The organism is Tateyamaria algicola, from assembly GCF_047715485.1.
GTDB lineage: Bacteria > Pseudomonadota > Alphaproteobacteria > Rhodobacterales > Rhodobacteraceae > Tateyamaria.
In genome coordinates this window covers 3,206,576-3,232,883 of record NZ_CP180422.1, presented here as the reverse complement: position 1 = coordinate 3,232,883, position 26,308 = coordinate 3,206,576, and the positions used below count along the sequence as shown (strand labels likewise).

26 protein-coding genes, 1 tRNA gene and 1 pseudogene are annotated in these 26,308 nt (G+C 60.8%); 13 read left to right on the top strand and 15 right to left on the bottom strand.

The features are described from left to right. The first annotated feature begins 54 nt into the window (after positions 1 to 54). The 4 genes from ACMHLQ_RS18400 to fhuB are packed head-to-tail and all read left to right on the top strand — an operon-like array spanning position 55 to position 5,867. The gene (locus ACMHLQ_RS18400) at positions 55 to 2,154 is read left to right on the top strand and encodes a TonB-dependent siderophore receptor (protein ID WP_415402146.1); all 2,100 of its coding nucleotides are present in this window, start codon (positions 55 to 57) and stop codon (positions 2,152 to 2,154) included. 55 nt (positions 2,155 to 2,209) lie between these two features. Beyond that, positions 2,210 to 2,923 (top strand): ABC transporter ATP-binding protein, encoded by a 714-nt coding sequence (locus ACMHLQ_RS18395; RefSeq protein ID WP_415402145.1) that lies wholly within the window; start codon positions 2,210 to 2,212, stop codon positions 2,921 to 2,923. 46 nt (positions 2,924 to 2,969) lie between these two features. Continuing rightward, positions 2,970 to 3,845, top strand: coding sequence for an iron-siderophore ABC transporter substrate-binding protein (locus ACMHLQ_RS18390; protein ID WP_415402144.1), 876 nt, complete (start codon positions 2,970 to 2,972; stop codon positions 3,843 to 3,845). Positions 3,846 to 3,848: 3 nt separating this feature from the next. Continuing rightward, on the top strand, positions 3,849 to 5,867 hold the full coding sequence (fhuB, locus tag ACMHLQ_RS18385) for a Fe(3+)-hydroxamate ABC transporter permease FhuB (protein ID WP_415402143.1): 2,019 nt from the start codon (positions 3,849 to 3,851) through the stop codon (positions 5,865 to 5,867). Between the two features lie 353 nt (positions 5,868 to 6,220). Here the strand turns inward: fhuB and ACMHLQ_RS18380 are convergent. Then, positions 6,221 to 6,310, bottom strand: a tRNA-Ser gene (locus tag ACMHLQ_RS18380). A gap of 168 nt (positions 6,311 to 6,478) precedes the next feature. Beyond that, on the bottom strand, positions 6,479 to 7,576 hold the full coding sequence (gene ychF, locus ACMHLQ_RS18375; RefSeq protein WP_415402142.1) for a redox-regulated ATPase YchF: 1,098 nt from the start codon (positions 7,574 to 7,576) through the stop codon (positions 6,479 to 6,481). 161 nt (positions 7,577 to 7,737) lie between these two features. Here ychF and ACMHLQ_RS18370 point away from each other — a divergent pair, with 161 nt between their 5' ends. Both ACMHLQ_RS18370 and trpA read left to right on the top strand, forming a co-directional pair. Next, positions 7,738 to 8,262, top strand: coding sequence for an acyloxyacyl hydrolase (locus tag ACMHLQ_RS18370; RefSeq protein WP_415402141.1), 525 nt, complete (start codon positions 7,738 to 7,740; stop codon positions 8,260 to 8,262). Positions 8,263 to 8,322: 60 nt separating this feature from the next. Further along, positions 8,323 to 9,117: a tryptophan synthase subunit alpha gene (gene trpA / locus ACMHLQ_RS18365; RefSeq protein ID WP_415402140.1), complete on the top strand. Its 795-nt coding sequence runs from the start codon at positions 8,323 to 8,325 to the stop codon at positions 9,115 to 9,117. Here the strand turns inward: trpA and ACMHLQ_RS18360 are convergent. The 5 genes from ACMHLQ_RS18360 to ACMHLQ_RS18340 all read right to left on the bottom strand — a co-directional run bounded on the left by ACMHLQ_RS18360 (position 9,114) and on the right by ACMHLQ_RS18340 (position 13,379). Further along, positions 9,114 to 9,737, bottom strand: a complete 624-nt coding sequence (locus ACMHLQ_RS18360) for a (d)CMP kinase (protein WP_415402139.1) — start codon at positions 9,735 to 9,737, stop codon at positions 9,114 to 9,116. The genes trpA and ACMHLQ_RS18360 overlap by 4 nt on opposite strands. Then, positions 9,737 to 11,083: a 3-phosphoshikimate 1-carboxyvinyltransferase gene (aroA, locus tag ACMHLQ_RS18355; protein WP_415402138.1), complete on the bottom strand. Its 1,347-nt coding sequence runs from the start codon at positions 11,081 to 11,083 to the stop codon at positions 9,737 to 9,739. The genes ACMHLQ_RS18360 and aroA overlap by 1 nt, the downstream gene beginning before the upstream one ends. A gap of 83 nt (positions 11,084 to 11,166) precedes the next feature. Further along, positions 11,167 to 11,862: a tRNA (guanine(46)-N(7))-methyltransferase TrmB gene (gene trmB, locus ACMHLQ_RS18350; protein WP_415402137.1), complete on the bottom strand. Its 696-nt coding sequence runs from the start codon at positions 11,860 to 11,862 to the stop codon at positions 11,167 to 11,169. Positions 11,863 to 11,908: 46 nt separating this feature from the next. Continuing rightward, positions 11,909 to 12,358 (bottom strand): MarR family winged helix-turn-helix transcriptional regulator, encoded by a 450-nt coding sequence (locus ACMHLQ_RS18345; RefSeq protein ID WP_415402136.1) that lies wholly within the window; start codon positions 12,356 to 12,358, stop codon positions 11,909 to 11,911. Then, positions 12,351 to 13,379 (bottom strand): Acg family FMN-binding oxidoreductase, encoded by a 1,029-nt coding sequence (locus ACMHLQ_RS18340; RefSeq protein ID WP_415402135.1) that lies wholly within the window; start codon positions 13,377 to 13,379, stop codon positions 12,351 to 12,353. The genes ACMHLQ_RS18345 and ACMHLQ_RS18340 overlap by 8 nt, the downstream gene beginning before the upstream one ends. 281 nt (positions 13,380 to 13,660) lie before the next feature. Here ACMHLQ_RS18340 and ACMHLQ_RS18335 point away from each other — a divergent pair, with 281 nt between their 5' ends. Further along, the gene (locus tag ACMHLQ_RS18335; RefSeq protein WP_415405315.1) at positions 13,661 to 14,824 is read left to right on the top strand and encodes an L-lactate dehydrogenase; all 1,164 of its coding nucleotides are present in this window, start codon (positions 13,661 to 13,663) and stop codon (positions 14,822 to 14,824) included. Positions 14,825 to 14,886: 62 nt separating this feature from the next. Here the strand turns inward: ACMHLQ_RS18335 and ACMHLQ_RS18330 are convergent, their stop codons facing one another. Further along, complete coding sequence (locus tag ACMHLQ_RS18330; protein ID WP_415402134.1) at positions 14,887 to 16,050, bottom strand: MFS transporter; 1,164 nt, start codon at positions 16,048 to 16,050, stop codon at positions 14,887 to 14,889. A 157-nt stretch (positions 16,051 to 16,207) separates the two neighbouring features. On the opposite strand from ACMHLQ_RS18330, the gene ACMHLQ_RS18325 reads away from it, so the two are divergent. Beyond that, complete coding sequence (locus ACMHLQ_RS18325) at positions 16,208 to 16,855, top strand: 50S ribosomal protein L25/general stress protein Ctc (protein ID WP_415402133.1); 648 nt, start codon at positions 16,208 to 16,210, stop codon at positions 16,853 to 16,855. 59 nt (positions 16,856 to 16,914) lie between these two features. On the opposite strand, the gene ACMHLQ_RS18320 is transcribed toward ACMHLQ_RS18325, so the two are convergent. Further along, positions 16,915 to 17,766, bottom strand: coding sequence for a LysR family transcriptional regulator (locus ACMHLQ_RS18320; protein ID WP_415405314.1), 852 nt, complete (start codon positions 17,764 to 17,766; stop codon positions 16,915 to 16,917). 86 nt (positions 17,767 to 17,852) lie between these two features. Here ACMHLQ_RS18320 and ACMHLQ_RS18315 point away from each other — a divergent pair. The 5 genes and pseudogenes from ACMHLQ_RS18315 (at position 17,853) to ACMHLQ_RS18295 (ending at position 22,035) form a co-directional block, all read left to right on the top strand. After that, positions 17,853 to 18,613, top strand: a pseudogene (locus ACMHLQ_RS18315) (sulfite exporter TauE/SafE family protein). A 99-nt stretch (positions 18,614 to 18,712) separates the two neighbouring features. Continuing rightward, the gene (gene pth, locus ACMHLQ_RS18310) at positions 18,713 to 19,396 is read left to right on the top strand and encodes an aminoacyl-tRNA hydrolase (protein WP_415402132.1); all 684 of its coding nucleotides are present in this window, start codon (positions 18,713 to 18,715) and stop codon (positions 19,394 to 19,396) included. Continuing rightward, positions 19,393 to 20,427, top strand: coding sequence for a DUF2332 domain-containing protein (locus ACMHLQ_RS18305; RefSeq protein WP_415402131.1), 1,035 nt, complete (start codon positions 19,393 to 19,395; stop codon positions 20,425 to 20,427). The genes pth and ACMHLQ_RS18305 overlap by 4 nt, the downstream gene beginning before the upstream one ends. A gap of 65 nt (positions 20,428 to 20,492) precedes the next feature. Beyond that, the gene (locus tag ACMHLQ_RS18300; RefSeq protein ID WP_415402130.1) at positions 20,493 to 21,662 is read left to right on the top strand and encodes a serine hydrolase domain-containing protein; all 1,170 of its coding nucleotides are present in this window, start codon (positions 20,493 to 20,495) and stop codon (positions 21,660 to 21,662) included. Positions 21,663 to 21,666: 4 nt separating this feature from the next. Beyond that, positions 21,667 to 22,035, top strand: coding sequence for a DUF2237 family protein (locus tag ACMHLQ_RS18295; protein ID WP_415402129.1), 369 nt, complete (start codon positions 21,667 to 21,669; stop codon positions 22,033 to 22,035). A 1-nt stretch (position 22,036) separates the two neighbouring features. On the opposite strand, the gene trpB is transcribed toward ACMHLQ_RS18295, so the two are convergent. The 6 genes from trpB to ACMHLQ_RS18265 form a co-directional block, all read right to left on the bottom strand. Continuing rightward, entirely contained in the window at positions 22,037 to 23,284 is a 1,248-nt protein-coding gene (trpB, locus tag ACMHLQ_RS18290; protein WP_415402128.1) for a tryptophan synthase subunit beta, read from the bottom strand. A 15-nt stretch (positions 23,285 to 23,299) separates the two neighbouring features. Next, positions 23,300 to 23,749 carry a GNAT family N-acetyltransferase gene (locus ACMHLQ_RS18285; protein ID WP_415402127.1) on the bottom strand — a complete coding sequence of 150 codons (450 nt, stop codon included), beginning with the start codon at positions 23,747 to 23,749 and terminating at the stop codon, positions 23,300 to 23,302. Further along, positions 23,746 to 24,390, bottom strand: a complete 645-nt coding sequence (locus ACMHLQ_RS18280; RefSeq protein WP_415402126.1) for a phosphoribosylanthranilate isomerase — start codon at positions 24,388 to 24,390, stop codon at positions 23,746 to 23,748. Before ACMHLQ_RS18280 ends, ACMHLQ_RS18285 begins: the two co-directional genes overlap by 4 nt. Positions 24,391 to 24,399: 9 nt before the next feature. Continuing rightward, on the bottom strand, positions 24,400 to 24,750 hold the full coding sequence (locus tag ACMHLQ_RS18275) for a LapA family protein (RefSeq protein WP_415402125.1): 351 nt from the start codon (positions 24,748 to 24,750) through the stop codon (positions 24,400 to 24,402). After that, positions 24,751 to 25,035: an integration host factor subunit beta gene (ihfB, locus tag ACMHLQ_RS18270; RefSeq protein WP_415402124.1), complete on the bottom strand. Its 285-nt coding sequence runs from the start codon at positions 25,033 to 25,035 to the stop codon at positions 24,751 to 24,753. It lies immediately after the preceding gene. Between the two features lie 234 nt (positions 25,036 to 25,269). Continuing rightward, complete coding sequence (locus ACMHLQ_RS18265) at positions 25,270 to 26,286, bottom strand: hypothetical protein (protein ID WP_415402123.1); 1,017 nt, start codon at positions 26,284 to 26,286, stop codon at positions 25,270 to 25,272. Between the last annotated feature and the right edge of the window lie 22 nt (positions 26,287 to 26,308).

Sequence of the window (26,308 nt, the reverse complement as noted above, 5' to 3'; positions counted from 1 at the left end):
GCACGATCCCAGCTGTACGCAAGGCGCCCGGTACTTTACAGCAAGGACGCCTCCATGAAATCGGGATGTATCTCATTTATTGCCGCACTGGCAGCTCTGACGGACGCAGCAACAGCGCAGGATGTGATCGAGCTTGATCCGATCACTGTTGAAAACGATCGAGAGGCAGAGGGCGGCGCGTTCAGCGCGTCCATTCCGCAGACCTCCGGGCAGATCACCAAGACTGGAACGCCTCTTATCGAAACGCCGCGATCAGTCACGGTGGTCAATCAGGAACAAATCACTAGACGTGGCGCGACAAATGTCGAGCAAGCGTTGCAGTACTCCGCAGGGATAACCGCCGGGCAATGGGGTTTGGACAACCGCTCCGACTGGAGCTACATCCGCGGCTTCGAGCCGACGACCTATCATGACGGATTGCTGTCGCGATACGGGTTTTACAACGACACCAAGCCTGAAACCTTCCTGCTCGAAGATGTCAGCGTACTGAAGGGACCTGCTTCGGCGCTCTACGGCAACGGCTCCATCGGTGGGATCGTCAACACCAGATCAAAGGTTGCGGGGACGCCATCGGATGACATCGTGCAGCTACAATTCGGCTCTCACGATCGTGCGCAAATCGGGTTGGACACATCAGGTGCGCTGAATGAGAGCGGCAGCCTGTCTTACCGGTTTGTCGGGTTGCTGCGCGACAGCAAGACCCAAGTCGACTACAGCCGCGATGACAGCATTGCGCTTGCCCCTTCGATCAGCTGGAAACCCAATGATGCCACCGAGCTGAAGGTGCTGCTGAACTACCAAAACACCGAAACAAGCCCGCTGCTGCAATTCGCGTCCCAGTGGGGGACACTTGAGCCTGCGCCAAATGGCCAGTTTCTGCCTGACAGCCTGTTTATCGGCGAGCCGGGCTTTGACAAATACAATAGCGAACAACGCAGCATCACCGTGATGCTGGACCACCAACTCGACAATGGCTGGTCTCTTGATGCGTCACTGCGCTATCTCGAAAGCAGCTCCACCTACCAGCACGCGTGGTGGGCGTTCGATAACTTCGCCAATTTCCGCTACAATGATGACGGCACCATCAACCGCACTTTCTACCGGGCGGAAAATGAGATGCGTTCGTTTGTAGCGGATGCAAAGGCACGCAGGGAATACACGCTCGGCCGGGTTGAGATGACGACGCTTGTCGGGGTCTCTTACCTGCGCGGCGTTTATGACAGTGACACCAGCTATGGCACGCAGGTCGGGTCAATTGATCCTTTCGACCCGGTCTATGCCGGTTTCAATGACATCACTGTCACCGATACCCCGGCCAACACCATTGAAGAGGTTGGCGTATATGCCCAAAACCGCGCGACCTTTAACGGTCGCCTGCATCTTGACACGGGGCTGCGGTTTGGTCGGATCGAAACAAGCGAAGAGACAGCGACCTTCAGCACGGATGCCGTTTCGGCAAGCGACAGTGCTTGGTCCAGTAGCGCGGCGGTCTTGTATAATTTCGACAATGGCCTGGCCCCGTATGCCAGCTATTCAGAAAGCTTCTCGCAAGAGGTCGTGGGCGAAGATGTCGACGGCAATGCCTTCGAGCCCACGCGCGGCACGCAATATGAGGTGGGCCTGAAGTATCAGCCGCCGGGCACCAATTCGTTGTTTTCGTTTGCAGCATTTGATCTGACAAACTCCAACTTGGCGGTGACGGACCCAGACAATCCGGGGTATCAGGTTCAAACCGGCGAGGCATCTTCGCGAGGGCTGGAACTTGAGGCGAAACACACCTTCGGCGACCTGCTGATTGATGCGGCGCTGACATTTCAGGAAACCGAGAACGAAGACGGCTTCAGCATTGCCAACGTCCCGGATCAATTTGCGTCACTATGGCTGGAATACGCACCCTCAGCCGGCACGTTCAAAGGATGGAGGGTCGGCGGCGGTGTCAGATACACCGGCGCCAAACAGGACGGAACGGACACCACCGAAACGCCGTCCTATACCCTGTATGACGCAATGCTCGGCTATGAGGGCGATGTGTTTGATGTCACCCTGTCAGTGCGCAACCTGACCGATAAGTCCCACGTCACCTTCTGCGGCTCAGGGTCGTGCTACATCGGCGAAGGGCGAACCGCTGTTTTGACGCTGACATCGTATTTCTAAGATGTTCAGGCTGTGCGGCATTGAGCAACGTTATGACGGCCATCTAGTGCTGCAGGTGCCGAACCTCGGCATCGGCGGGCCCGGGATCACCGTCATTCTGGGCCATAACGGCTCGGGCAAATCAACGCTGTTGGACCTTCTGGCCCGCCAGAGCCGCCCGACCTCCGGAACGATCCTGTTTGACGGTCAGCCTGTGTCTAAACTGTCGCAAATGCAGTTGGCCCGCCAGATTGCCTACTTGCCACAACGGCTTCCGCCCGCCGCTGGCCTGACTGTCCGCGAACTTGTCAATCTGGGTCGTTTTGCGTGGCGCGGCGCCATCGGTCGATGGACCGAGGAGGATTACGACATTGTCGATACCGCCCTTCATCAAACCTCAACATGGTCGCTTGCAGATCATATGACGGATGAGATTTCGGGTGGCGAACGGCAACGCGCCTGGATCGCAATGCTCTTGGCGCAATCCGCACCGATACTGCTTTTGGATGAGCCGACGGCCGCGCTGGACCTCGCCCATGTAAACGAGGTGATGGGTCTTTTGCGGCAACTGGCCGATGAGCGCGCTCAAAGGATCATCATCGTTTTGCATGACGTCAATGTCGCCACGCGCTTTGCGGATCGTATCATTGCGCTCAAGGCCGGGCAGTTGATGTTTGACGGCGCCCCGGAGGCATTTATGGCGCCCAGCCTTCTCAAAGATCTCTACGGCGTCGAAATGGCGCTTTTGAAAGACAACAACACAGGCCGCCGCCACGCCGTGGTCGCCTGAGCGAGGACCTATGCATATCCGTTTTTTGACAATCGCAGCCTGTCTGGTGTTTGCCTCATCCGGTCATTCCGCAGAGCTGGCCGACAGCCGTGGCATCCAGACCTTTGACACCCCGCCGGAGCGCGTGATTGCGCTTAGTTGGTCGATTGCGGAACTGCTGATCAAGCTTGATGTGGATCCGGTGGGCATCACCGACATGGCCGGTTACCGCACATGGGTCGTGCAACCGGAACTGCCGGAAACGGCGGTCGAGATCGGGTTGCGCAATGAACCCAACCTGGAACGCATCGCCGAGCTGGACCCTGATCTGATCATCATATCCGACGAGCAGGACATGCTGATCCCAAGGCTGGAACGCATCGCACCTGTCGCGCATTTCGAAAGCTTCAATGCGGGGCAGGACAATTACGCAGTCAGCCGCGATACATACCTCAGGCTTGGCGCCCTTTGGGGAAAGGACGATCTGGCACAGGAGCGGCTTGACGCGCTGGATGCGCAGGTGAAGGCCGCCGGTGAACGGGTCGCACAGCATTTTGCTGATGTGCCACCACCTGTTGCGCCGATCCGCCTGCTGACCCCAACGACGGCACGTTTGCATAGCACCAACTCCATGGCGAAGGCGGCGCTTGACGGCATGGGGTTGCAACACGCCGCACCCGGCACCTCTTCTGATTGGGGGTTTCGGCAATTGTCGGTGGAAGACCTCGCCCAGTTCGACGCAGCCATCGTGCTGCAGATTGATCCGTTCGCCCAGCCCGGTGACCTCTTCGCCTCACCGATGTGGCAGTTCATGCCTTTTGTTCAGGCTGGCCACTTCGCTGTGTCCCGCCCAGTGTGGACATTTGGATCCGCCTTTTCGGTCGGGTATATGGCCGATGCCTTTGCCGATGCCCTGACAACGCTTGATCCCAAGGGCCCCTAAACCTTGACCCACGACGCTGTCGCGCAGTCTGGCAACCCACAGCGCGTTTGGACAATCCTCTGCGCGGCTTTCGGATTTGCGATCTTGCTGCATCTGCTGGTCGCTTGGACCGTGCCGGTCGATCGGATGTTGGCACTTTTGCGGGGCGCAGATCCTGTTGACTTCAACGATGTTCGCTTCCTGTTTGCCGAATTACCCCGACTGAGTATCGCCATTCTGATCGGGGCCGCACTAGGATTTTCTGGCAGTCTGATACAGCAGATGACCCAGAACCCGCTGACGTCCCCGCTTACACTTGGTGTTTCCTCAGGTGCGTGGCTGGCCATGATCTTGGGGACGGTGCTGATCCCTTCGGTAGTGGAAAGCCACGGCGAATGGGTCAGCCTGACAGGCGCGTTCGCTGCACTGGGCCTGGTGCTGGCAATCGGCGGCATCAAAGGGCTATCCGGCCTCCCCGCGATCCTGTCGGGCATGGCAGTAAATCTTCTATTCGGGGCAATCGCATCCATGATCTTGCTGATCGACAGTCCCTATTTTGGGCATCTGTTTGTCTGGGGTGCCGGAAATCTGACGCAAATGGATTGGGGATGGGTCATGTGGCTGTGGCCACGCGTGCTCGTGACCATGGGGCTGGCATTACTGGCGCTGCGCGGCCTCGCCCTTATGCGGGTCGGGTCGCGACATGCCAGTGCGAGAGGGCTTGCCCTATGGCCGTTTCTTCTGATGACGGCTACGCTTGCGCTGTTTCTGACCGCGATCAGCGTGACGGCTGTCGGCATGATCGGCTTCATCGGTCTGCTCGGCCCCAATCTGGCGCGGCTACTCGGAGCACGCCGCCCTGCGTCTGAACTGGCTATGAGCACGATACTGGGCGCGGTCTTGCTGCTTTGCACCGACGCCGTCGCGTTGGAGCTGAGCGAACACACCCGCGATCTGGTGCCCACCGGGGCCGCGACCGCCTTGATCGGCGCACCTTGCCTCGTTTTGTTGGCGCGGCGGCGGCTGTCGGCCCATGATCATCAGGTCTTTCTCCTGCCCACCGGGTTCAAGCGTATGTCCGCAGGAACGATCGCCGGGCTTGTCGCAGCGCTCTGCCTGGCGCTTGCGCTGGCCGTTGCTGTGTCCCCCGATAGCGGCGGTTGGCGCTTCAACCTCCCTGATCCGCTCTCGTGGTCATTTCGGTGGCCCCGCATCCTGTCCGGCTTTGCTGCGGGGGTTGGGATGGCTATCTGCGGTGTGATGCTGCAAAGGCTGATCCGCAACCCGCTGGCAAGCCCAGAGGTTTTGGGCATCTCAGGCGGCGCGACATTCGCATTGGTGGCGTGGGCGGCTTTTGCGGGCAGCTCGATCCAGAGCGCAAGCATCCTGACAGCCTTTCTGGGCAGTCTGACAGTGCTGGTGTTGTTACTGCTGATCGGCCGCAGGCACGGCTACGCGCCAGCAGCCATTGCCTTGGTCGGTATCTCCATCGGCGCGATGCTTGATGCGTTCGTCAGCTTCATTCTCGCCACGGGCAGCGCCGACGCCTTTGCCATTCTGGGATGGTTGGGCGGCTCGACCTACCACGTTGCCGCTGCAGACGCGGTGTGGCTGGCCGTATCGGTCACTGTGTTGAGCATTCCCGTCATGGCAATGTCACACTGGTTGACGCTTTTGTCGGCGGGGGACGGCATCGCCATGGCACGCGGCTTGTCCGTGCGTTGGGCGCGGCCGCTCATCATGGCGAACGCCTGTGCGTTTGCAGCCCTTGTCACGGCGTTTGTGGGGCCCATCAGTTTTGTCGGCCTGCTCGCGCCCCATATCGCAAGCGTCCTGGGCGCCCGTACGACACGCAAACAAACCATCGCCGCAGCCTTGATCGGCGGCGCGCTCATGATCTTTTCGGACTGGCTGGGGCGCACACTGTTCTTTCCGATTCAGTTGCCGGCAGGATTGATCGCCGCACAGATCGGCGGCGCTTACTTTCTGGTGCTGATGGCCACGGCGCGCAGATCGCGCCCTGCCCAACCCGCTCGTCGTTGAGTGTGACAACGTCTGCACCGCCGAGGCTAAAGTCGCTTCGCAGTGGCTTGCCCCCGCGGTTGGACTGCCCCTTCGTGGTCATGCAAACAATCCAGCGTTTGGAACCTGATGGATCAACAATAAGGTACAAGCCGCATCCGTCACCTTCGCGTTCGGGACCGAGGGTTCGGACGAGATTCTTCGTCAGCTTTCCGCTAGGAGCAGCCGCAAAACATCACGTGTTCTACCACGCAATGAATAGAAACGAGTTTTATCGAAGAGAAATGAAACGCAACAATGAATGCGGATAAATCGACAAAAACAGCCCCATAAGAGGCTATACAGCACCAACAGAACAAAATGAAGATGGTAGGTGGCGGAGACGAAGGGATTCGAACCCTCGAGACCCTTCCGGGCCTACTCCCTTAGCAGGGGAGCGCCTTCGACCACTCGGCCACGTCTCCGCCGACCGCTCTAGCCGAAAGCGAATACCAAGGACAAGGGCAAAAGGAGAAACGGGTGTTTTCTTGGCACGCGGCGCACTGCCGACACATAGGTTGTTGCCGATAAGTGCTTGCCACACCGGAATGAAACACCCGCGCAACGCCGTTTTTCAAAAGCCGCCGAAATGCTTACGTGTTGAACAGGAAGTGCAGCACGTCGCCGTCCTTCACCACGTATCCCTTGCCCTCGGCGCGCATTTTGCCCGCTTCCTTGGCGGGTCCTTCACCGCCCAGCGTGACAAAGTCGTCATAGGCAATCGTTTCGGCCCGGATGAAGCCCTTTTCGAAATCGCCGTGAATGACGCCGGCAGCCTTGGGTGCCGAGGTTCCGGACGCGATCGTCCAGGCACGCGCCTCTTTCGGGCCCACGGTGAAATAGGTCTCGAGGTGCAGCAATTCGTAACCCGCCCGGATCAGACGATCGAGGCCCGCCTCGGCCAATCCCATTTCCTCGAGGAACATCTGGGCTTCGTCGGGCTCCAACTGGCTGATCTCTTCCTCGATCTGGGCCGAGATGATCACATGCGCGTTGCCCTGATTGGAGGCCATCGCGGCCACGGCGGCGGAATGCGCGTTGCCTTCAGCCGCCTCGGCCTCGCCCACGTTGCAGACATAGAGCACTGGCTTGGTGGTCAAAAGCTGCAACATCGTCCAGGCCTTGATATCATCAGCGTCCACTTCGACCAGGCGGGCGGGCTTGCCTTCTTCCAGGGCTTCCAGCGCCATGCGCATTAGGCGTTCCTGCTGCACCGCCTCCTTGTCGCCGCCACGCACCTTGCGCACGATGTTTTGCAGACGCTTTTCAATGCTTTCGATGTCGGCCAGCATCAACTCGGTTTCGATGGTTTCGGCATCCGCGACAGGGTCCACACGCCCCTCGACATGGGTGACATCGCCATCTTCGAAACAGCGCAGCACGTGGGCAATGGCATCGACTTCGCGGATGTTGGCCAGGAACTGGTTGCCCAACCCCTCCCCCTTGGACGCGCCTTTGACCAAGCCCGCAATGTCGACAAAGGTCATGCGGGTCGGGATGATCTGCTTGGATGATGCGATGGCCGCCAGTTTGTCCAGCCGCGCATCGGGCACGGCCACTTCGCCCACATTGGGCTCGATCGTACAGAACGGGAAGTTGGCCGCCTGTGCGGCCGCCGTTTTCGTCAACGCGTTGAACAGGGTCGACTTGCCTACATTCGGCAGTCCAACAATTCCCATTTTAAAGCCCATGACGTTCTCTCCGATGCGTTTGCGCCGCTTCTAGCAGGACCGCAGATAGGTGCAAGTCGGTGACATTCCGAGAAGTTTTGTGAATTGTGATTTGCAACTCACCATAAACACTCGCAAAAATCGGTGACGGGCCATTTCGTCCCGCGCGCCAAGCGTCTTCCATGATCAACCAACCATGCAGGAGCAACCGCATGACTCGTTTTTGTGTTGCAACACTATTGTTTGTTTTTTCAGTTTTCGCCCCAGTCACCCTCAGCGCTCAAGAGCTGGCAATTGGTGTCGGGACAACGGATTTCGGCGATCAGGGCAGCGACAGCCTGTTGGGCGATATCGAGTATCGCCATCGCCCGTTCATTGAGCGTCGCGTGATGTCCGTGGCCTGGGCCGCGAATGCCAGCGTCTCTGCCGAAGGCGACGTGTTTATCGGCGGCGGCATCTGGACACGGTGGCAATGGGCCAGCGGCTGGTTCATCGACAACAGCGTCATGCCCGGTCTTTTCCAAGCGGGCACCGACGGCAATGACCTCGGTTCTGCTTTCGAAATCCGCTCGCTTTTGGGCGTGGGCTATCAGTTCGACAATGGACGGGCGATTTCGGCTGCCTTGACCCACAAGTCCAATGCCAGCCTCGCAACCGACAATCCGGGCATGAACACCTATACGCTACGCTACCATTTCTCGTTCTGAGGACGCTTGCCTTTCCCGTGCCTCTGAGGCAGGTGGGAACGGACTAGGACGGAGAGAGCGATGACCACCCGGATCGATGCAAAATTCGCAAGCTTGGCCGCGCAGGGGCGCAAGGCATTTGTGGCTTACGTGATGGCCGGTGACCCCGATTATGATCGATCCCTTGAGGTCGTGCGCGGCCTTCCGGGTGCGGGTGTCGACGTGATCGAACTTGGCCTGCCCTTCACCGATCCGATGGCCGATGGCCCCACCATCCAGCTTGCCGGTCAACGCGCCCTCGAGGCGGGAATGACCTTGCAGCGCACGCTGGACCTCGCCCGCGCCTTCCGGGAAGAGGACGACACGACGCCCATCGTGTTGATGGGGTACTACAACCCGATCTATTCGCGCGGCGTCGACCAGTTCCTTGCAGATGCAAAGGAGGCAGGCATTGACGGTCTGATCGTTGTCGACCTGCCCCCGGAGGAAGACAGCGAGTTGTGCATTCCCGCGCAGGCCGCCGGCCTCAACTTTATCCGCCTGGCGACACCGACCACGGATGACACCCGCCTGCCCCGTGTTCTCCAGAACACGTCCGGTTTCGTATATTACGTGTCCATCACTGGGATCACCGGCGCGGCAGAGGCGGAGGCCACGGATGTCGGCCCTGAGGTTGCGCGCATCAAGGCGGCCACCGACCTGCCGATCATCGTTGGGTTTGGCATCAATACGCCGGAAAAGTCCAAGGCGATCGCATCCGTGGCTGACGGGGCCGTTGTGGGCTCTGCCATCGTCAGCCGAATTGGTGCAGGCGACAGCGTCGCTGACGTGCTGGCCTTCGTGAAAACCTTGTCTGACGGAGCACACGCGGCCTAAACGGCGCGCGTCGCTTTCACATGTGCGATGGCGCTGGCGACAGCATCCTCGACGCTCAGCTTTGATGTATCAAGAACATGCGCGTCATCCGCAGGCTTCAGCGGGGCCGTTGCACGGTCGCTGTCGCGCGCATCCCTGGCTTTGACATCCGCGAGGACGTCTTCGAACATCGGTGCGTGCCCGCGCGCGGTCAGCTCATCAAAACGCCTCTGCGCGCGCACATCGGGTGAGGCCGTCACGAACAGCTTTACCTCGGCCTGCGGGCAGATCACCGTACCAATGTCGCGCCCGTCCAGAACCGCACCACCTGCCCTGCGGGCAAAGGCGCGCTGAAAATCAAGCAGCGCGGCGCGCACGTCTGCAATGACAGCAACCTTGCTGGCAGCTTGTGCGACCTCGGCGGTACGCAGGCTGGCATCCTCGAACGCCTCTGGGCTGAGGGCGCGCGCAGCCTCGACAGGATTCTGCCCGGCCAGCATCTGCGCCCCGACCGCACGATACAGCAGCCCGGTATCCAGATGCGCAAAACCAAACGCCTCTGCCACTGCACGGGCAATGGTGCCCTTGCCAGCAGCGGCAGGCCCGTCGATGGCCACGGTAAAGGGCTGCGTCGTATCCATCAGGTGCGGCTCAGGCTGGCCCCGAGATGTGCCATCAGGGGCTCGAAAATCGGGAAAGACGTGGCAATCGGGCCACCATCGTCGACCGACATGGGTTTTTGCGTCGCCATGCCCATCACAAGGAATGCCATGGCGATCCGGTGGTCGAGATGGCTGGCGCAGGTCACACTACCCGGCACGTTGCCGTGGCCGAGACCCGTAACAGTCCACCAGTCCGGCCCATCCTCGACGGTAACACCGGCCGCGCGCAGGCCCACGGCCATCGCATCAATGCGGTCGCTTTCCTTGACCCGCAACTCTTTCACGCCCGGCATATGCGTCTTGCCTTTGGCAAAGGCGGCCACCACCGACAGCACAGGGTATTCGTCGATCATGCTCGCCGCGCGGTGGGCAGGCACCTCGATCCCTTTCAGGTCGGGCGAGAAGCGGGCGCGCAGGTCAGCGACGGGTTCGCCGCCCTCTTCGCGTTCGTTTTCATATGTCAGGTCCGCACCCATCTCGCGCAGTGTCTGATACAGCCCGGCGCGTGTCGGGTTCAGTCCGATTGTGGGCACCAGCACATCCGATCCGGGCACGATCAAGGCCGCGCAAACGGGAAAGGCAGCCGAGGACGGATCGCGCGGCACATCGATATGCTGCGGCTTCAGCTCTGGCTGACCTTTGAGGGTGATCACCCGCCCCTCATTGGTGACCTCTGTGCTGATCTCGGCACCGAAGCCTGCGAGCATCCGCTCGGTATGGTCACGTGTCGCTTCGGCTTCGATCACCACCGTGTCGCCCGGTGCGTTCAGCCCCGCGAGCAGGACGGCGGATTTCACCTGTGCGGACGGTACAGGCACAGTGTAATTGGCAGGCACCGGGTCTGCCGCGCCGACCAGCGTCATGGGCAAACGCCCGCCCGAGCGGCCAACCGCCTGACAGCCAAACAACGCGAGCGGGTCGGTCACCCGCGCCATGGGTCGTTTGTTCAGGCTCGCATCGCCCGTAAACGTGGCCGAGATCGGTGAGGACGCCATGGCGCCCATGATCAGCCGCACGCCGGTGCCTGAATTGCCGCAATCAATCACCTGATCCGGCTCTGCAAAACCGCCAACGCCGACACCGTGAACCGACCACTTGCCGCCGCCGTGATCCGTCACCTCGGCCCCGAATGCGCGCATCGCCTTGGCCGTGTCCAGAACGTCCTGCCCTTCCAGCAACCCGTTGATCGTGGTCTCGCCCACGGCCATCGCCCCAAGGATCAGGGAACGGTGCGAAATCGACTTGTCACCGGGCACATCCGCCGTGCCCGAAAGCGGGCCAGACGCCGCGGATGTCATGGGAATGGGATCGCCGTGGCTGGACATGAGAACTGTACCCTTTGTTGTCGCTCGTGGGTGATAGCGAAGGGCCTGCGGGGTGTCCACGCGCGAAATCTACCGCAGAGAGGTCAGCGCCGCCGGAACGTCAGATAATGCGGCACGCGCCCCTCGCGCAGCGCCTTTTGTTCATAGCGGGTGCTGATCCAGTCATCCCACGGCGTGCGCCAGTCCTGTGGCCCCTCTGCCAGCCAGTCAAAGCCTGCGCGCGGCACTTCCTCGAGCGTTTGGCGCACGTAATCGGGGATATCCGTGGCGACCCGCAGGATGGCACCGGGCTGCATGGCACGGGCCAAGGGCTCAAGATGTTCGGGCGTGACAAAGCGGCGGCGGTGGTGACGCGCCTTGGGCCACGGGTCGGGATACAGAAGGAACGCGCGGGCAATGCCCGCTTCGGGCAGGACGTCCATCAGATCGCGCGCGTCGCCGGGATGCACGGCGAGGTTGCTGACCCCGGCGCGCCGGATCTTTCCCAGCAACATGGCAACGCCGTTGATGTAGGGCTCTGCCCCGATGATCCCCACATCCGGGTTTGCGGCGGCCTGATGCACCAGATGTTCGCCGCCCCCGAAACCGACCTCCAGCCACACAGGCTTGCCCCCGAACAACGCATCAAGGTCGAGTGGGGCGCGGTCAGGGTTTTCGTCCCAAGACACGAGGCCGGGCGTAAGGTCGGCCAGGTCCTCGGCCAGATAGGTCTTTTGACTGTCCTTCAAGGTTTTGCCCTTGAGGCGGCCATAGAAATTGCGATGAGGGCGTTCTGTCATGGCGCGCCATCTACCGCGCAGCCGGGCCAAGGGCAATGCATGAGGCTCAGGTGTCGCGCGCCTTGTCGAGGTAGATGCGCAGGTCGCGCAGCACGGGGGTGATCCCCGCCAACCGCTCCATGTCGAAATCGCGCGCCAGTTGCGCAAAGTCCGGCCCAAGGGCCGCAATGGCATCGTTGCGCAGTGCGCGCCCCTTCTCGGTCAGCCAAACCCGCTTGGAGCGTCCATCGTCGGGGTTCGGGCGCAGGTCCACCAGCCCGTGAGCCTCGAGCCCTTTGAGCGTGTGCGTCATTGACGTCTTGGGCACTTGAAAGGCGCGGGCCATCTCGATCGGGGTGCGCCCGTCGCCGACCCGGATGAGATGGTTCAGAACCGCAAAATGCGGGGCAATCAACCCGTGGGGCAGCCGCGCCTCGAGTATGGCGCGGCTGAGTTGTTCGATGATGCCGATTTCATTGAACACTTCAAAGAACACGGCGGGGTTTTGGTCATGCATGCACGATCTTGCTTTCCAAGGGCCAACGCGGGCTTTGCGGCACGGGCGTGCCATATCCCAATCGGCCCAACATTTGCACGGTTCCGCCGCCGGGCGCCAGCATCTGATGTGCCTCTTGATAAAGGCCCGACATTTCGGGGAACTCCTGCAAGGCCTGGCTCATCGGTTGCATGCCCAGCCCGGCGGCTGTGGTGGCGAGGTTGAGGCGCAACCAGTCGCGGCCTACCGTGATCTGATCGCCGCGTGTGTTTCCCTCCGTCGTCAGCCAGACATAGGCCATGCCGGTCATCGCCGTTTCGGTGATCTGGCTCAGCCCCTGCTGATAGGACATCCCCGCGCGGTCCATCGCCGCCTCGCGACTGAACAGGCCGGTCATGCGCAGGGTTTCGAATGTGGGCCCGGTAAAGTCGATGCCGTCGGGGTTGGCATCCACCTCGCGGTGCCCGATCCGAAACAGATCGACACTTTCCTTGTAAGTGCGCGGCGTTTCGAACTCGATTTCAAAGGCGCGCACCGTTAGCAAACGCAAGGCTGCCACCAGATCGGGATCGTTGCTGCTGTCTACTGTGCTGCCACGGGTGACAGATGCTGCGATCTCATCCAACACCGTGTCTGCGACGGGGCGCGCTGTATCATAGGGTTCCTTCAGCGACTGGCGGGCCATGGTGTGGGCAAACAGGCCTACGTCAGGCTCTGCTGCGCCTTCAACAAAACGTGCAACAGCCACGCGGCGCTGATCGAGGGCCTTGGGGTCTTCTCCATCAGGAAACAGTTCCAGTTCAATGCCGTACCCGTCTTGCGCCGCTGCCAGTGTCATCAGTTCCAGGAAACACCCCAGACCAACAACGATCTGCCTGCTGAATGGGTCGGTGTGGGGCAGCAAACGCTCCGTGTCCACGCGCAGCGTCACTTCTGCGTCCTTGCGCAGATCGACCTGCCAAGGCTGTCGGTTGTGCGGGTTGGGGGCGAGGATGGCATAGCTGAGCGCGCGCATCCGCGGCTCGGTATAGGTGCCAGCCATCGCCCAAGGGGCCAGCGCGGTTTGGGGGTGCGGGTCACGGAATAGGCGGCAGCGCCGCCAGCGGCGAGGATGCTGCCGCCACCAAGCAGGGCGAGGGTTTTGCGTCGGGTCAATGTCATGAAGGGCCTCCATATGGTGCAATGTCGAACTACATACGCTGATATAATGCGATTTCGCACCAAACAAGTACAATATTGTACCTTTTAACGGGATGAAAAAAGAATGTTGATCGCAACACGGCGAATTGGTAACCAAACCTGACCAATATGCGAGGTAACGCAGTGCCCACCATCACCAATATTGACGACCTCAAACGCATCTATCATCGGCGCGTGCCCCGCATGTTCTACGATTACTGCGAATCCGGCAGCTGGACCGAGCAGACGTTCCGCGACAACTCCTCGGATTTTGACGACATTCGCCTGCGCCAGCGGGTCGCTGTCGACATGACCGGGCGCAGCACGGCCAGCCAGATGATCGGGCAGGACGTGGCAATGCCCGTCGCCCTGGCCCCCGTCGGCCTCACCGGCATGCAGCACGCGGATGGAGAGATGAAGGCGGCCCGTGCAGCAGAGAAGTTCGGGGTGCCATTCACCCTGTCCACCATGTCGATCAACTCGATCGAGGATGTGGCGGGCTTTACCAATGCCCCCTTCTGGTTCCAGCTATATACGATGAAGGACGAGGATTTCGTCTCGCGCCTGATCCAGCGGGCCAAGGATGCCAATTGCTCGGCCCTTGTCATCACGCTTGATCTGCAAATCCTCGGTCAGCGGCACAAGGACATCAAGAATGGCCTGTCGGCCCCGCCCAAACTGACACCCAAGACCCTGGCCAACCTCGCCACCAAATGGGGTTGGGGGATCGAGATGCTGTCGGCCAAGCGGCGCGAATTCGGCAACATTGTCGGCCATGTGCACGGGGTATCGGACATGTCGCAACTGGGCGCATGGACAGCCGAACAGTTCGACCCGTCACTTGACTGGGGCAAGGTCGCTAAGCTCAAGGAAGAATGGGGCGGCAAGGTGATCCTGAAAGGCATCCTCGATGCCGAGGATGCCAAGATGGCGCTCAAAGTGGGGGCGGATGCGATCATCGTGTCCAACCACGGGGGACGGCAACTGGACGGGGCGCTCAGCTCGATCCGAGCCCTGCCTGCAATCCTGGATGCCGTTGGCGATCAGATCGAGGTGCATCTTGATGGGGGCATCCGGTCCGGGCAGGACGTGCTCAAGGCTATCGCGATGGGGGCCAAGGGCACCTATATAGGCCGCGCTTTCATCTACGGCCTCGGCGCGATGGGCCAACAGGGGGTGACCGAAGCGCTGAACGTGATCCACAAGGAACTCGACACGACCATGGCTCTGTGCGGTGAGACGCAAGTCGGCGATCTGGGGCGGCACAACCTGCTTGTGCCCGAGGATTTCGAGGGGCGCTGGCAGTAAGGTTTTCACCGCGCCACGTCGCGGCAACCGGCTGGGGCTCTGCCCCAGACCCCGTGGTATGTTCAGTCAGAAGATGCACGCGCGTATACGCGGCGTTCCAACATGCGTGCCCAAGCGGGCAGCAGGATCGCGGCGACTGCGAACATAACTGCGCCGATCACGTAGAAAGACGCGCGCAGGCCAAAGCCTTCGGCGACATAGCCCATGATGACCGGCCCGAGGAAAAAGGCCGCATATCCCAGCGCCGCAGCCTGGCTTATGGCCGCAAGCCTGTGTTTTGGGCGCACCGCCTGGCCGACCAGACCCAGCGCCAGCGGACCGACGACAGACACGCCCAGACCGCCCAGCAGATACCCGGCATAGACCACAGGCAAACTGGGCGCTGCCCCTGCGAGCATCAGGCCGAAACCCGCGATGCAGGATGCCAGCACCATGACCCGGAACGGCGGCCAGCCTGCCCCGAAAACGTGGGCACCCAGCCGCCCCGTGGCCATGCCCGTGGCAAGCAATGCAGGCCCAAGCGCGCCCTCGGCCGGACCACCGCCAAGCGTGCGTTCAACATGCAGCGCGGACCAGCCCTCGGACGCAGCCTCGCCCAGAAAGGCGGACAAGACGACCAAGCCACCCACCCAAACGAGCAGGCGGGGCATGCCGGAGGCGTCCTGCGCATCGTCCTCTTCCGCCGCCCGCTGCGGCAGCACCATCCACGGCACAAGCACTGCGACCGCCACGGCCATGGCCGCAAACACCGCAACGGGCCCAAATCCACCCTCGCGCGCGACCCCGACCAGCACCGCAGCCACCGCATAAGCGACAGAAAACAGGCCGTGGTTGAGGTTCATCAGACTGCGGCCCGTTTCGGCCTCGGCCTCGCTGACCTCGGTATTGGCGAGCACATCCGTCACACCCGACCCGCCTGCGGCCAGAAACAGCGCGATACCAATCGCCATCGGGGTCTGCGCCGCCCCGGCGAGTACAAAGCCCGCAACCATGCCCGCAGCGCCCGCGATCATCGCCCAACGGCCGATCAGGCGGTAGACCAGGGGGGCAAGCCACATCGCCATCAGCGCCCCCGTGGATCCGATAAGGACAAGCGTGCCCCAGAACCCGTCGCCCACACCCACTTGCGCCTTGATCACAGGCATTTGCGCCGAAAACGCGGCCCAGCCAAAGCCCACGACGACAAAGCCAGCCAGCGCCCGGCGGGACGCAAAAAGATCGCTCAAAATCCGCATGGCCCAGCGGTGACACGCAAGCCCTGCACGGTCCAGCCCCAAACCGCGTATTTTCCGGCTTTTCACGGCCCCGAAACCGGTCTATAGCGCAGCCTTCACGCGGGGTGACAGCCTTGGAGGCACCCTGCCCTAACTTTGGAGAAATACGATGGCTGGAGAGATTCCTGATCTCGAAGCCCTGGAACGCACGGGGACAGGCAAGGGCGCCGCTCGTCAGGCCCGCCGCGACGGCATGGTTCCAGGGATTGTTTTTGGTGGTGACACAGATCCGCTGCCGATCAATCTGCCCTTTAACAAACTGTTCAAGATGCTGAAGGCCGGTCGGTTCAAGTCGACGCTCTTCAACATGAAGGTCGACGGCCACGACGACGTGCGCGTCATCTGCCGCGACGTGCAGCGCGATGTGGTCAAAGACCTGCCCACACACGTGGATTTCATGCGCCTGCGCCGCACCACAAAGATCAACCTTTTCATCGGTGTTGACGTGGAAGGCGAAGAGGTCTCGCCCGGTCTGAAAAAGGGCGGCGTGCTGTCCTTGGTCCGCCCCGAAGTGGAACTGGTGGTAACAGCCGGCGATATCCCCGAGAGCATCACGATCGACGTGTCCGAAGCCGAAGTCGGCGACAGCATCACCATCTCGTCGGTCACGCTGCCCCAAGGGGCCAAGCCGACCATCGACCGTGATTTCGTGATCGCCACCATCTCTGCTCCGTCGGGCCTGCGCTCGTCCGAGAATGAAGAAGGTGAAGGCGAAGAGACCGAAGAAGCAACACCCGAAGAGGGCGGCGAAGAGTAATCTTTCGCTACTGCTTGGAAACAGAAATGGCCGCTCCGACATGGGGCGGCCATTTTTCGTTAGCTCGCGTTGTCTTCGAGAAGCTGTAGCAACACGTCCACCTCTGCGGCCACGCGCTTTTGGGCCTGATATGCGGCCAGTGCAATCGGTGCCAAGGGCGGCAGGGCGTGTATGGATGACGCGATTTGCAGGGGCATGGCAACTGTGGATTGCGGCATGACGGTCAGCGCCAATCCGGCTTGAACAAAGGCGCGCACACCGATGGGATGGGGGCTCAGGTGCTTGATGTGTCCGCTTTGCCCGGCATCATCCAGAGCCTTGAGCGCATAGCGGCGCAGATCGCGGCCATCGGTCAGGAATGCAAGGGGCACAACCAGCCCGTCCGGCATGATGAACCCCGGCCCGCTTACCCAGACAAGCAGCTGTGAGTGCACGAAGGCCCGGCCCGGATGCCGCCCCTGATCCATCATGAAGGCGACGTCGATTTCGCCAACCTCCAGCCGCTGTAGCAACGCATCGCTGCGGTCGCATTGGATCTGTATCTGGATGTCCGGACATTGCCGCGCAAAGGCGCTCAGCACATCGCAGACAACCGACATTGCCAAGGTCACCGTTGTCCCCAACCGGATGATGCGCCGCGATTGCGAGGTGCGCACCGTCTCGACAGCCTCGTCCGACAGGGCCAGCAAACGGCGCGCATAGACCAGCAACGCCTCGCCCTCTGGTGTCAGATGCATGGTCTGTCCACGACCGCGGGCGAACAAGGCGCGCCCGACTGAGGTTTCCAGTTTTCTGATCTGGGCACTAACGGCAGATTGCACTGTATTGCGTTGCGCCGCGACGGTTGTGAAATTCAGCGCCTCGGCGGCAAGTGTGAATGTCTTGAGTGCGTTCAAATCCAGCATCATCACAAAATACAATTTTTGAAAGAAAATAAAACCGTTTCCATGATTTCCTCGCGACCCCTACCAAAACCGAAGAACACAGGGGTTTGGGTATGGAACTTCCGACGGCTTTTTACATCGCGTCCATCACCGCGATCCTGATCACCGGCATTTCAAAGAGCGGGTTTGGGGGCGGCCTTGGGGTCATGGCCGTCCCCATCATGTCGCTTTTTGTGACGCCCCAGTTCGCCGCTGCGGTCATGATGCCGATCTTGCTGGCGATGGATGTCATGATTGTGTGGCGATATCGAAGCCATTGGAACCGCGCGATTATCTGGGCGTTGATACCCGGTGCGCTCCTCGGCCTCTGCGTCGGCGCGTTGACGTTTGAGTTCATGAACGCAGATGCCATCCGGCTTGTGATCGGGTTGCTTGCCCTTTTCTTTGTCGTTCAGTTCCTGGTGCAGCGGCACCGGCCCCATGTCGCGCACCGCACGCCTGCTTTGGTCGTTTGGGCCTTGGGTCTGGTATCGGGCTTTGCCAGTTTCGTCGCCCATGCAGGTGGCCCGCCAGTCAAGGGGTATCTGTTGCGGCAGCGCCTCGACAAAACCATTTTCGTGGGCACAAACACGGTATTTTTTTCACATTGAACGCCCTGAAAACAGTTGCCTACGGCACGTCCGGGTCGCTGGATCGTGAGAGCTTGACGGTCAGCCTTGTCCTGGCCCCAGTGCTATTTGTTGGTGTTTTCCTCGGCGCGCGGCTGCATCACCTGATCTCACAGGACATTTTTGTCAAAATCGTCTACGGATTTCTGGGGCTGACCGCCCTCAAACTGCTGTCGGACAGTCTGGTGCACATGCTGGCAGGCTAGGTCCGAGGGCCGCCACCGGAACGCCTTTCCCTGCACGGCGCTTGTTCGTGCCCCCGGCCCGCTTTATGCTGCATGGCAGAAACGCGGCGGAGGAGCCTCATGAAACTCATCGTTGGCCTCGGCAATCCCGGCGCGAAATACGCACGCAACCGGCACAATATCGGCTTTATGGCGGTGGATCGGATTGCGGCAGATCACGGGTTTCCCGCATGGAAATCCAAGCATCAGGGCGTCATTTCCGAAGGGCGGTTCGGATCGGATCGTGCCGTCCTGCTCAAGCCCGAAACCTACATGAACAAATCCGGTGACAGCGTTGGTGCCGCCATGCGGTTTTACAAGCTGGACGCAGAGGAGGTGATCGTTCTGCACGACGAGATCGACCTCGCCCCTGGCAAGGTCCGCTGGAAAACAGGCGGCGGGCATGCGGGCCATAACGGGTTGCGTTCGGTGCATGCCCATATCGGTGCGGATTATGCGCGGGTGCGTTTGGGTGTGGGCCATCCCGGCCACAAGGACGCGGTGCCCGGCTATGTGTTGCGGGACTTTCCCAAGGCGGACGAGGGGTGGCTTGATGACGTGTTGCGCGGCTGTTCGGACGGCGCACCGCATCTGGCGCGCGGCGACGGGGCAAAGTTCATGAACGCCGTGGCCTTGCGCGTCGCCCCACCCCGATCCGGCACGGGCGAGAAATCGCAAGCCAAACCAAAGCCGTCCGAACCCGAAGTCACCCAAGGCCCCGACGCCCGGTCAGCTTTGCAAAAGCTGATGGACCGTTTTTCATGACGCTGATCCAAGCCTTTCGCGATCAGTCCGGCACATGCGCCCGCATGGGGTCTCCGTTGATGGGGCGGGTTCTGGGTATCCTCGCAGACAATTGGGACGCGACCAGCGCCTTGGGGCAGAAAATGGCGGAATATCAGGGCGATATCGGCCCCGCTGGACATTCCCTGCCCTTGCGCATCGGTGGCGGCCTGCACGCGCTTGTCCGACAGGGACGGGACGACGCGCTGGTCGCAGCCTACCCGCCCCATGATGTGGACGATGCAACGCTTCAGGATGCGGTGTTGAATGCGCTGAAAACGCACGAAGATTTCTTTGTCGCGTGGACGCAATACCCACCCCAGACCAACGAGGTGCGGCGCAGCGCGGCATTGATTGCGATGGCGTACACGGCTCTGTCTCATTTCGACCGCCCCATCGTGCTGTCCGAACTTGGCGCAAGCGGTGGGTTGAACCTGATGTGGGACCGATTTGCCTTGCAGACAGAGGCGGGCCGCCTGGGGGCGGATGATGCGGCCTTGACCCTGACACCAGACTGGACCGGGCCGTTGCCACCCACAGGTTATCCACAGGTTGTGGACAGATCAGGTGTGGACCTTAACCCCTTGAATCCCCGTGATCCTGACGATCTTTTGCGCCTTACCGCTTATCTGTGGGCAGACCAACCACATCGGCTGGTGCTGACAAACGCCGCAGCCTCGGTCATGGACGCAACGGTCGAAAAAGGCGATGCAATCAACTGGTTGGAAACCCGCCTTGATGCGACGCCCGAAGGACATATGCACATCATTCAACACACGGTCGCCTGGCAGTACTTCCCCGCGGAGGCGCAAGCCCGTGGCACCGCGCTGATCGAAGCAGCAGGCGCGCGGGCAACGCCAGACACGCCATTGGCGTGGATGCAGATGGAAACCGATGGGGACACCACAGGGGCCGTCGGTGCCGCCCTTACCCTGCGCCTCTGGCCCGGTGACATCACCCTGCATCTGGGGCGCGCTGATTTTCACGGACGCTGGGTGCATTGGACCGGGTGACGCGACGGTGTGTTTGCCATGAACCACCAGCCTGTGGATGAATGGCGAAAACAAGGGGATAAAGCGTGCGAACAGTTCTAAAATGGATATTGCGTATCGGCTTGGCGTTGATAATTGCCGCTCTGCTGGTCGGATTATGGAAGCGCGAAGAGATCACGAGGCTGCTGGCCGTGAACGCGCTCTTCGACAAAAACCGCATTGTGTCGAATTTCTCCAATATGGACGCCGCATTTCTCCACAGGGAAATCCCTAAGGGCAACGGCTCGGTCAGCCCTTTGCCGGATGGCGCAGCGCTCGACATGCCAGCGCCCTACCTTGAGTGGGTCGAAGAGCGTGTCGTCACCTCCATGCTCGTGCTCAAGAACGGGCAGATTGTGCACGAAGCCTATTACCAAAACACCAATGCGGACGATCTGCGCATCAGTTGGTCTGTTGCCAAAAGCTATCTGTCGGCCCTGTTCGGGATTCTGGAGGCCGAAGGGGCGTTCGCTTCCCTTGATGATCCCGTCATCAAATACGCACCGTCCCTCGCCGGAGGTGCCTATGATCAGGCCACTGTGCGCAACGTGCTGCAGATGGCCAGTGGTGTCACCTTTGACGAGGATTATCTCGATCCCAACAGCGATATCAACAAGATGGGGCGCGTTCTTGCCCTTGGCGGCAAGATGGATACCTTTGCCGCGAACCTCACCGAAAGCTTTGCCGCGCCCGGTGAGACCTGGAAATACACGTCAATCGACACGCATGTGGTGGGCATGGTGGCACGAGGCGCGACAGGGCGGGACATCCCCGACCTGATGGCGGAAAAGTTGATCGCGCCGCTGGGGCTGGAGCAATCACCGCTATACCTTACGGACGGTGTCGGCGTCGCCTTTGTGTTGGGTGGTTTGAACATCACCACGCGTGATTACGCGCGATTTGGTCAGATGATCCTGCAAAACGGGATGTGGCAGGGGCAACAAGTGGTGCCCGCAGCGTGGATTGCCGCCTCAACCGGTCCAAGTGCGCCCACAAAGCCGGGCAAGATCGGCTATGGGTATCAGTGGTGGATACCGGTCGGCGCGACCGAGGGGCAATTCATGGGCCGTGGAATCTATGGTCAATACCTCTATATCGATCAAAAGGCAGGGGTTGTGATCGTCTCGACAGGCGCAGATCGCAAATTCCGCGAAACGGGCGTAAACGCCCAGAATATCGAGATGTTTCGGCAGATCGTGGCGGCAACCGAAGGATAGACAGATGGAACCGGATGACAGCGTCAATGTGTTGGGCACCGAATTGGCCCTGTGCGGAACGGACCCTGTCACCGGCTTTTTCCGCGACGGGCACTGCAACACCTGCGCCGCCGATCAGGGCAGCCACACTGTATGTGCAGTCATGACCGCCGAATTCCTCGCCTTTTCCAAATATGTCGGTAACGACCTCAGCACGCCACGCCCGGAATACCGCTTTGCCGGGCTGAAACCCGGGGACAGCTGGTGCCTATGTGCGGCCCGGTTCTTGCAGGCCCATGACGAGGGGTGCGCGCCCAAAGTGTCCCTCGAGGCCACTCACAAGCGCGCACTTGAAATCGTATCGCTCGAAGTTCTGCGCGACCACGCGGTTTGATTTACTCGACGTTGCGCCCTTCGGGGCCGGACATGTCGAAGCCAAGGGCACGCGCCACGGTAAAGATATCCTTGTCACCGCGCCCGCACATGTTCATGCAGATGACGTGATCGCTGGGCAGGTCCGGGGCGATCTTGGTCACATGCGCCAAGGCGTGGCTGGGCTCTAGCGCGGGAATGATCCCTTCGAGGGTGCAGCACAGTTGGAACGCCTCGAGCGCTTCCTTGTCCGTGATCGACACATATTGCGCGCGCCCGATGTCGTGCAGCCAGGCATGTTCGGGGCCGATGCCCGGATAGTCGAGACCGGCCGAGATCGAGAACCCTTCGAGGATCTGGCCGTCGTCGTCCTGCAAGAGATAGGTGCGGTTACCGTGCAGCACGCCGGGGCGCCCGCCGGTAAGCGAGGCACAGTGCTCCATCTTGGCATTCACGCCCTTGCCGCCCGCTTCGACCCCGATGATCCCGACATCCTTGTCGTCGAGGAAGGGGTAGAACAGGCCCATCGCGTTGGACCCGCCGCCAATCGCGGCAATCAGCGTGTCGGGCAGGCGTCCTTCGGCCTCGGTCATCTGATCGCGGACTTCCTTGCCGATGATGCTTTGGAAATCGCGCACCATGGCCGGGTACGGGTGCGGGCCAGCGACGGTGCCAATGCAGTAGAACGTGTCGCGCACATTGGTCACCCAGTCGCGCAGCGCGTCGTTCATCGCGTCCTTGAGCGTGCCGCGCCCAGAGGTGACGGGGATGACTTCGGCACCCAGCAGACGCATGCGGAACACGTTGGGCGCCTGGCGTTCAACATCATGCGCGCCCATGTAAACCACACATTTCAAACCGAATTTCGCACAGACCGTGGCCGTGGCCACACCGTGCTGCCCTGCCCCGGTCTCTGCAATGATCCGCGTCTTGCCCATACGGCGCGCCAGAATGATCTGGCCCAGCACGTTGTTGATCTTGTGCGCGCCGGTGTGGTTCAACTCGTCCCGCTTCATGTAGATCTTGGCACCGCCCAGATGTTCGGTCAGCCGCTCGGCGTGATAAAGCGGGCTGGGGCGACCGACATAGTGCTTCCACAGAAAATCCATTTCCGCCCAAAAGCTGTCGTCGGTTTTGGCCTTCTCGTACTCTTCCTCGAGGCTCAGGATCAGCGGCATCAGCGTCTCTGAGACGAACCGGCCCCCAAAGTCGCCAAAGCGCCCGTTTTCATCCGGGCCAGTCATGAAAGAGTTGAAAAGATCGTTTGCCATGGATGGCCTCCGCGTTCAGGTCAGATCGCGTTTATACCCGATGTGGGAAGGGGTAAAGCCAAGGCGCTGATAGAAACGGGCTGTGTCGGTGCGGCTTTTGTTCATAGTCAGCTGGATCAGAACGCAGCCTGCCGCACGCGCACGGGTTTCGGCATCTGCAATCAAGGCTGTTCCGACGTTGTGCCCGCGCAGATGGCTGGCCACGCGCACGCCTTCGATTTGCGCACGCCGCGCCGCCCGCAGCGACAGACCGCTGATGAAGGTGATCTGGTAAGTGGCGACGATCTCATCATTGACGGTGCCGACAATCAGGTGGTTGTTGCCCTCCTCGACCATGCTGCGAAAGGCAGCCAGGTAGTGATCCAGACCTGCCCCTTCGCGTGCCGTGCCCAGAAAGTCGTCCGTCAACAGGGCGAGGATCGCGGGCACGTCCGCCTCGCGCGCGGCGCGAAAGATAGCATTCACAGCGCGTTCACCCGGTCGATGAAGGCGCGGATCAGGCCTGCGTCTTTCTCGCCCGGCGCGCTTTCCACGCTTGAGCTGAGATCGACGGTACGGGCACCCGTGATGCGCACGGCCTCTGCCACATTGTCTTGGGTCAACCCACCGGCAAGCATCCATGGCACCGGCCAGCGGCGATTTGCAATCAACTGCCAGTCAAAGGTCTTTCCATTGCCGCCAGGGCGATCCGAACCCTTTGGCGGTTTTGCCTCGACAAGGATCTGGTCTGCAACACGGGCATAGGTGTCGATGTTCACAAGGTCACTCTCGTCCGCGACTCCCACGGCCTTCATCACCGGCAAACCATACCGCGCCTTGATCTCTGCCACGCGCTCGGGCGTTTCGGCCCCGTGCAATTGCAGGACATCCAGCGGCACGGTTCGGGTCAGTTCATCAAGAAAGGCGTTATCGGCATTCACGACCAGCGCGACCTTGGCGACCCCGACGGGCACGTCCAGCGCCAGCGCGCGCGCCGTTTCAAAGGACACATTGCGCGGTGATTTCTCGAAAAAGACAAACCCCACATAGGCAGCACCCGCATCAACGGCGGCAGTCACGTGTTCAGGGCGGCTGAGGCCGCAGATTTTAACAGAAACCGGGGGCATGGGGCTGGCTTAGCTTGCCTCGTCCAGCAAGGCCAGCACTTCATCGGTGCCTTCATGCTTTTCGGACTTGAGGCGTTTGACCTCGCGCTCAAGGCGGCGCACTTCGCGGGCGTTGCGCGCGTTTTCGGCGCGCACGGCGTATTCACGCATCCATTCCCAGACAAAGCCGACCAGCAGGCCAGTAATGATACCGCCAAAGATCACAACAAACAGCGGGAACTCGACCGTGGGCGCGACGGCGAACAGGCCCGCGATCTCATCCGGCAGCAGTTTGAGCGTCACAGGGCCACGATTGGCCAACGCCACGGCGATCAAAGCCACCGCAAACACGGCGATGCAGGCATAACGAATGTAACGCATTTACGCTTTCCCGTTCAGGCGATCCCGCAATAGCTTGCCGGTCTTGAAGAACGGCACATGCTTTTCCTCGACATCCACGGTTTCACCCGTGCGTGGGTTGCGCCCGACACGTGCGTCCCGCTTTTTTACCGAAAAGGCACCAAAGCCGCGCAACTCGACCCGGTCACCGCGCGACATGGCGTCAGTGACTTCGTCAAAAATGGTGTTCACAATCCGCTCTACATCGCGCTGATACAAATGTGGATTTTCGTCGGCGATCTTTTGGATCAGCTCTGACCGGATCATGGTGTTATCCCCCTGAAGAGTGGTTCTCAGTCGGTTTTGCTAACGTGCAGTATAGGAACAAACCCCGCAATCGGAAATAGTAAGCATTTGGCCGAAGGCAGTATTTTGGACGCCAAAACAAGCTGTTGAACGCCGATTGGTTGTAAATACCGCGCTCTGGGCTGTGAATGGAAATGACACGGGCCGTTTGTGGACCCACGCGCGCACACTGATTCGTGAATGCCCCCGCTCAATTCACCCCATCTTGATCCGGCGCTGCGCAAGGTCATGCACAAAGCCCATTTCGTCATCCGAGAAGGCATCGAGGTAGTCCAAGGGGCGCGCGACATAGTCAGCATCGTCGAGGTCGTCGAGCGAGGCGAAGACGGGCGCATCTGCACCCAAGAGCGCCTTGAGCTGCGCCTGATCATCCCGATACGCGGCCCAAAGCGCATGGCACGCCGCTGCCGACAGCAGTTGGTAGCGGGGCACGACATCGCCCCGGTCTCGGAAATGGCTGCTGACCAATTCGGCCATCCGTCGCGTCAGTGCAAAATCCGCACCCAGTGCCTCTGCACAAAGCGTGCGCAGCTTCCAAACCGCAAGCAGAGTCTTGAGACTGGGGGAGTCATGCGCCCTTACCCGGTCGGGCCAGTCGTCATGGTCACGCAAGTCATGCGCCTTTGCGAAATGCTGAACGATATCGTCGCCAATGACACTGCGATCAAAGGCCGTCACCGTGACAGCATCGTGCCCGAATACATGCACCCAATCCGCCACGATGCGACCCTGCGCGCGGCCATCCTGCCCCCACATCTGGAACATGTCGGTGTTCACAACATCAATAGGCGTCCCGATGTCTGCACGGCCAAAGCGCAATTGCTGGATGCAGTGGCTATGCGCCCAGCGGTCGAGCCTGCGCAGATACAGCTGAATGCGAGGGTTCAGGTGCCCGATCCTGTCTGCGAGTGTGGCGATTTCAGGTTGGGTGAGGTAGATGAACGCCTCGGACGAGATGATGATGCGCGCAGGCTCACCCGCTTCTGCCAATGCGGCATCCCATCCCCCCTGATCCAGTTTCCAGCGTCCGGCAGTGCGAAAGGCCGCCCCCATCTCATAAGCAAGGTTGTGATGCGCAGATGTCTTGCGCCCGGCCCGCGGATAGATCCAATTGCGCTGTCCCCCCTGCGGTGCACTGGCCAGCGCGCGCTGAATGCTTTTCGTTCCGGTCTTGGTCGATCCGATATGCAGGATCAGCTTGGTGTCAGACATGCGATGCCCCGGTCATTGCCGC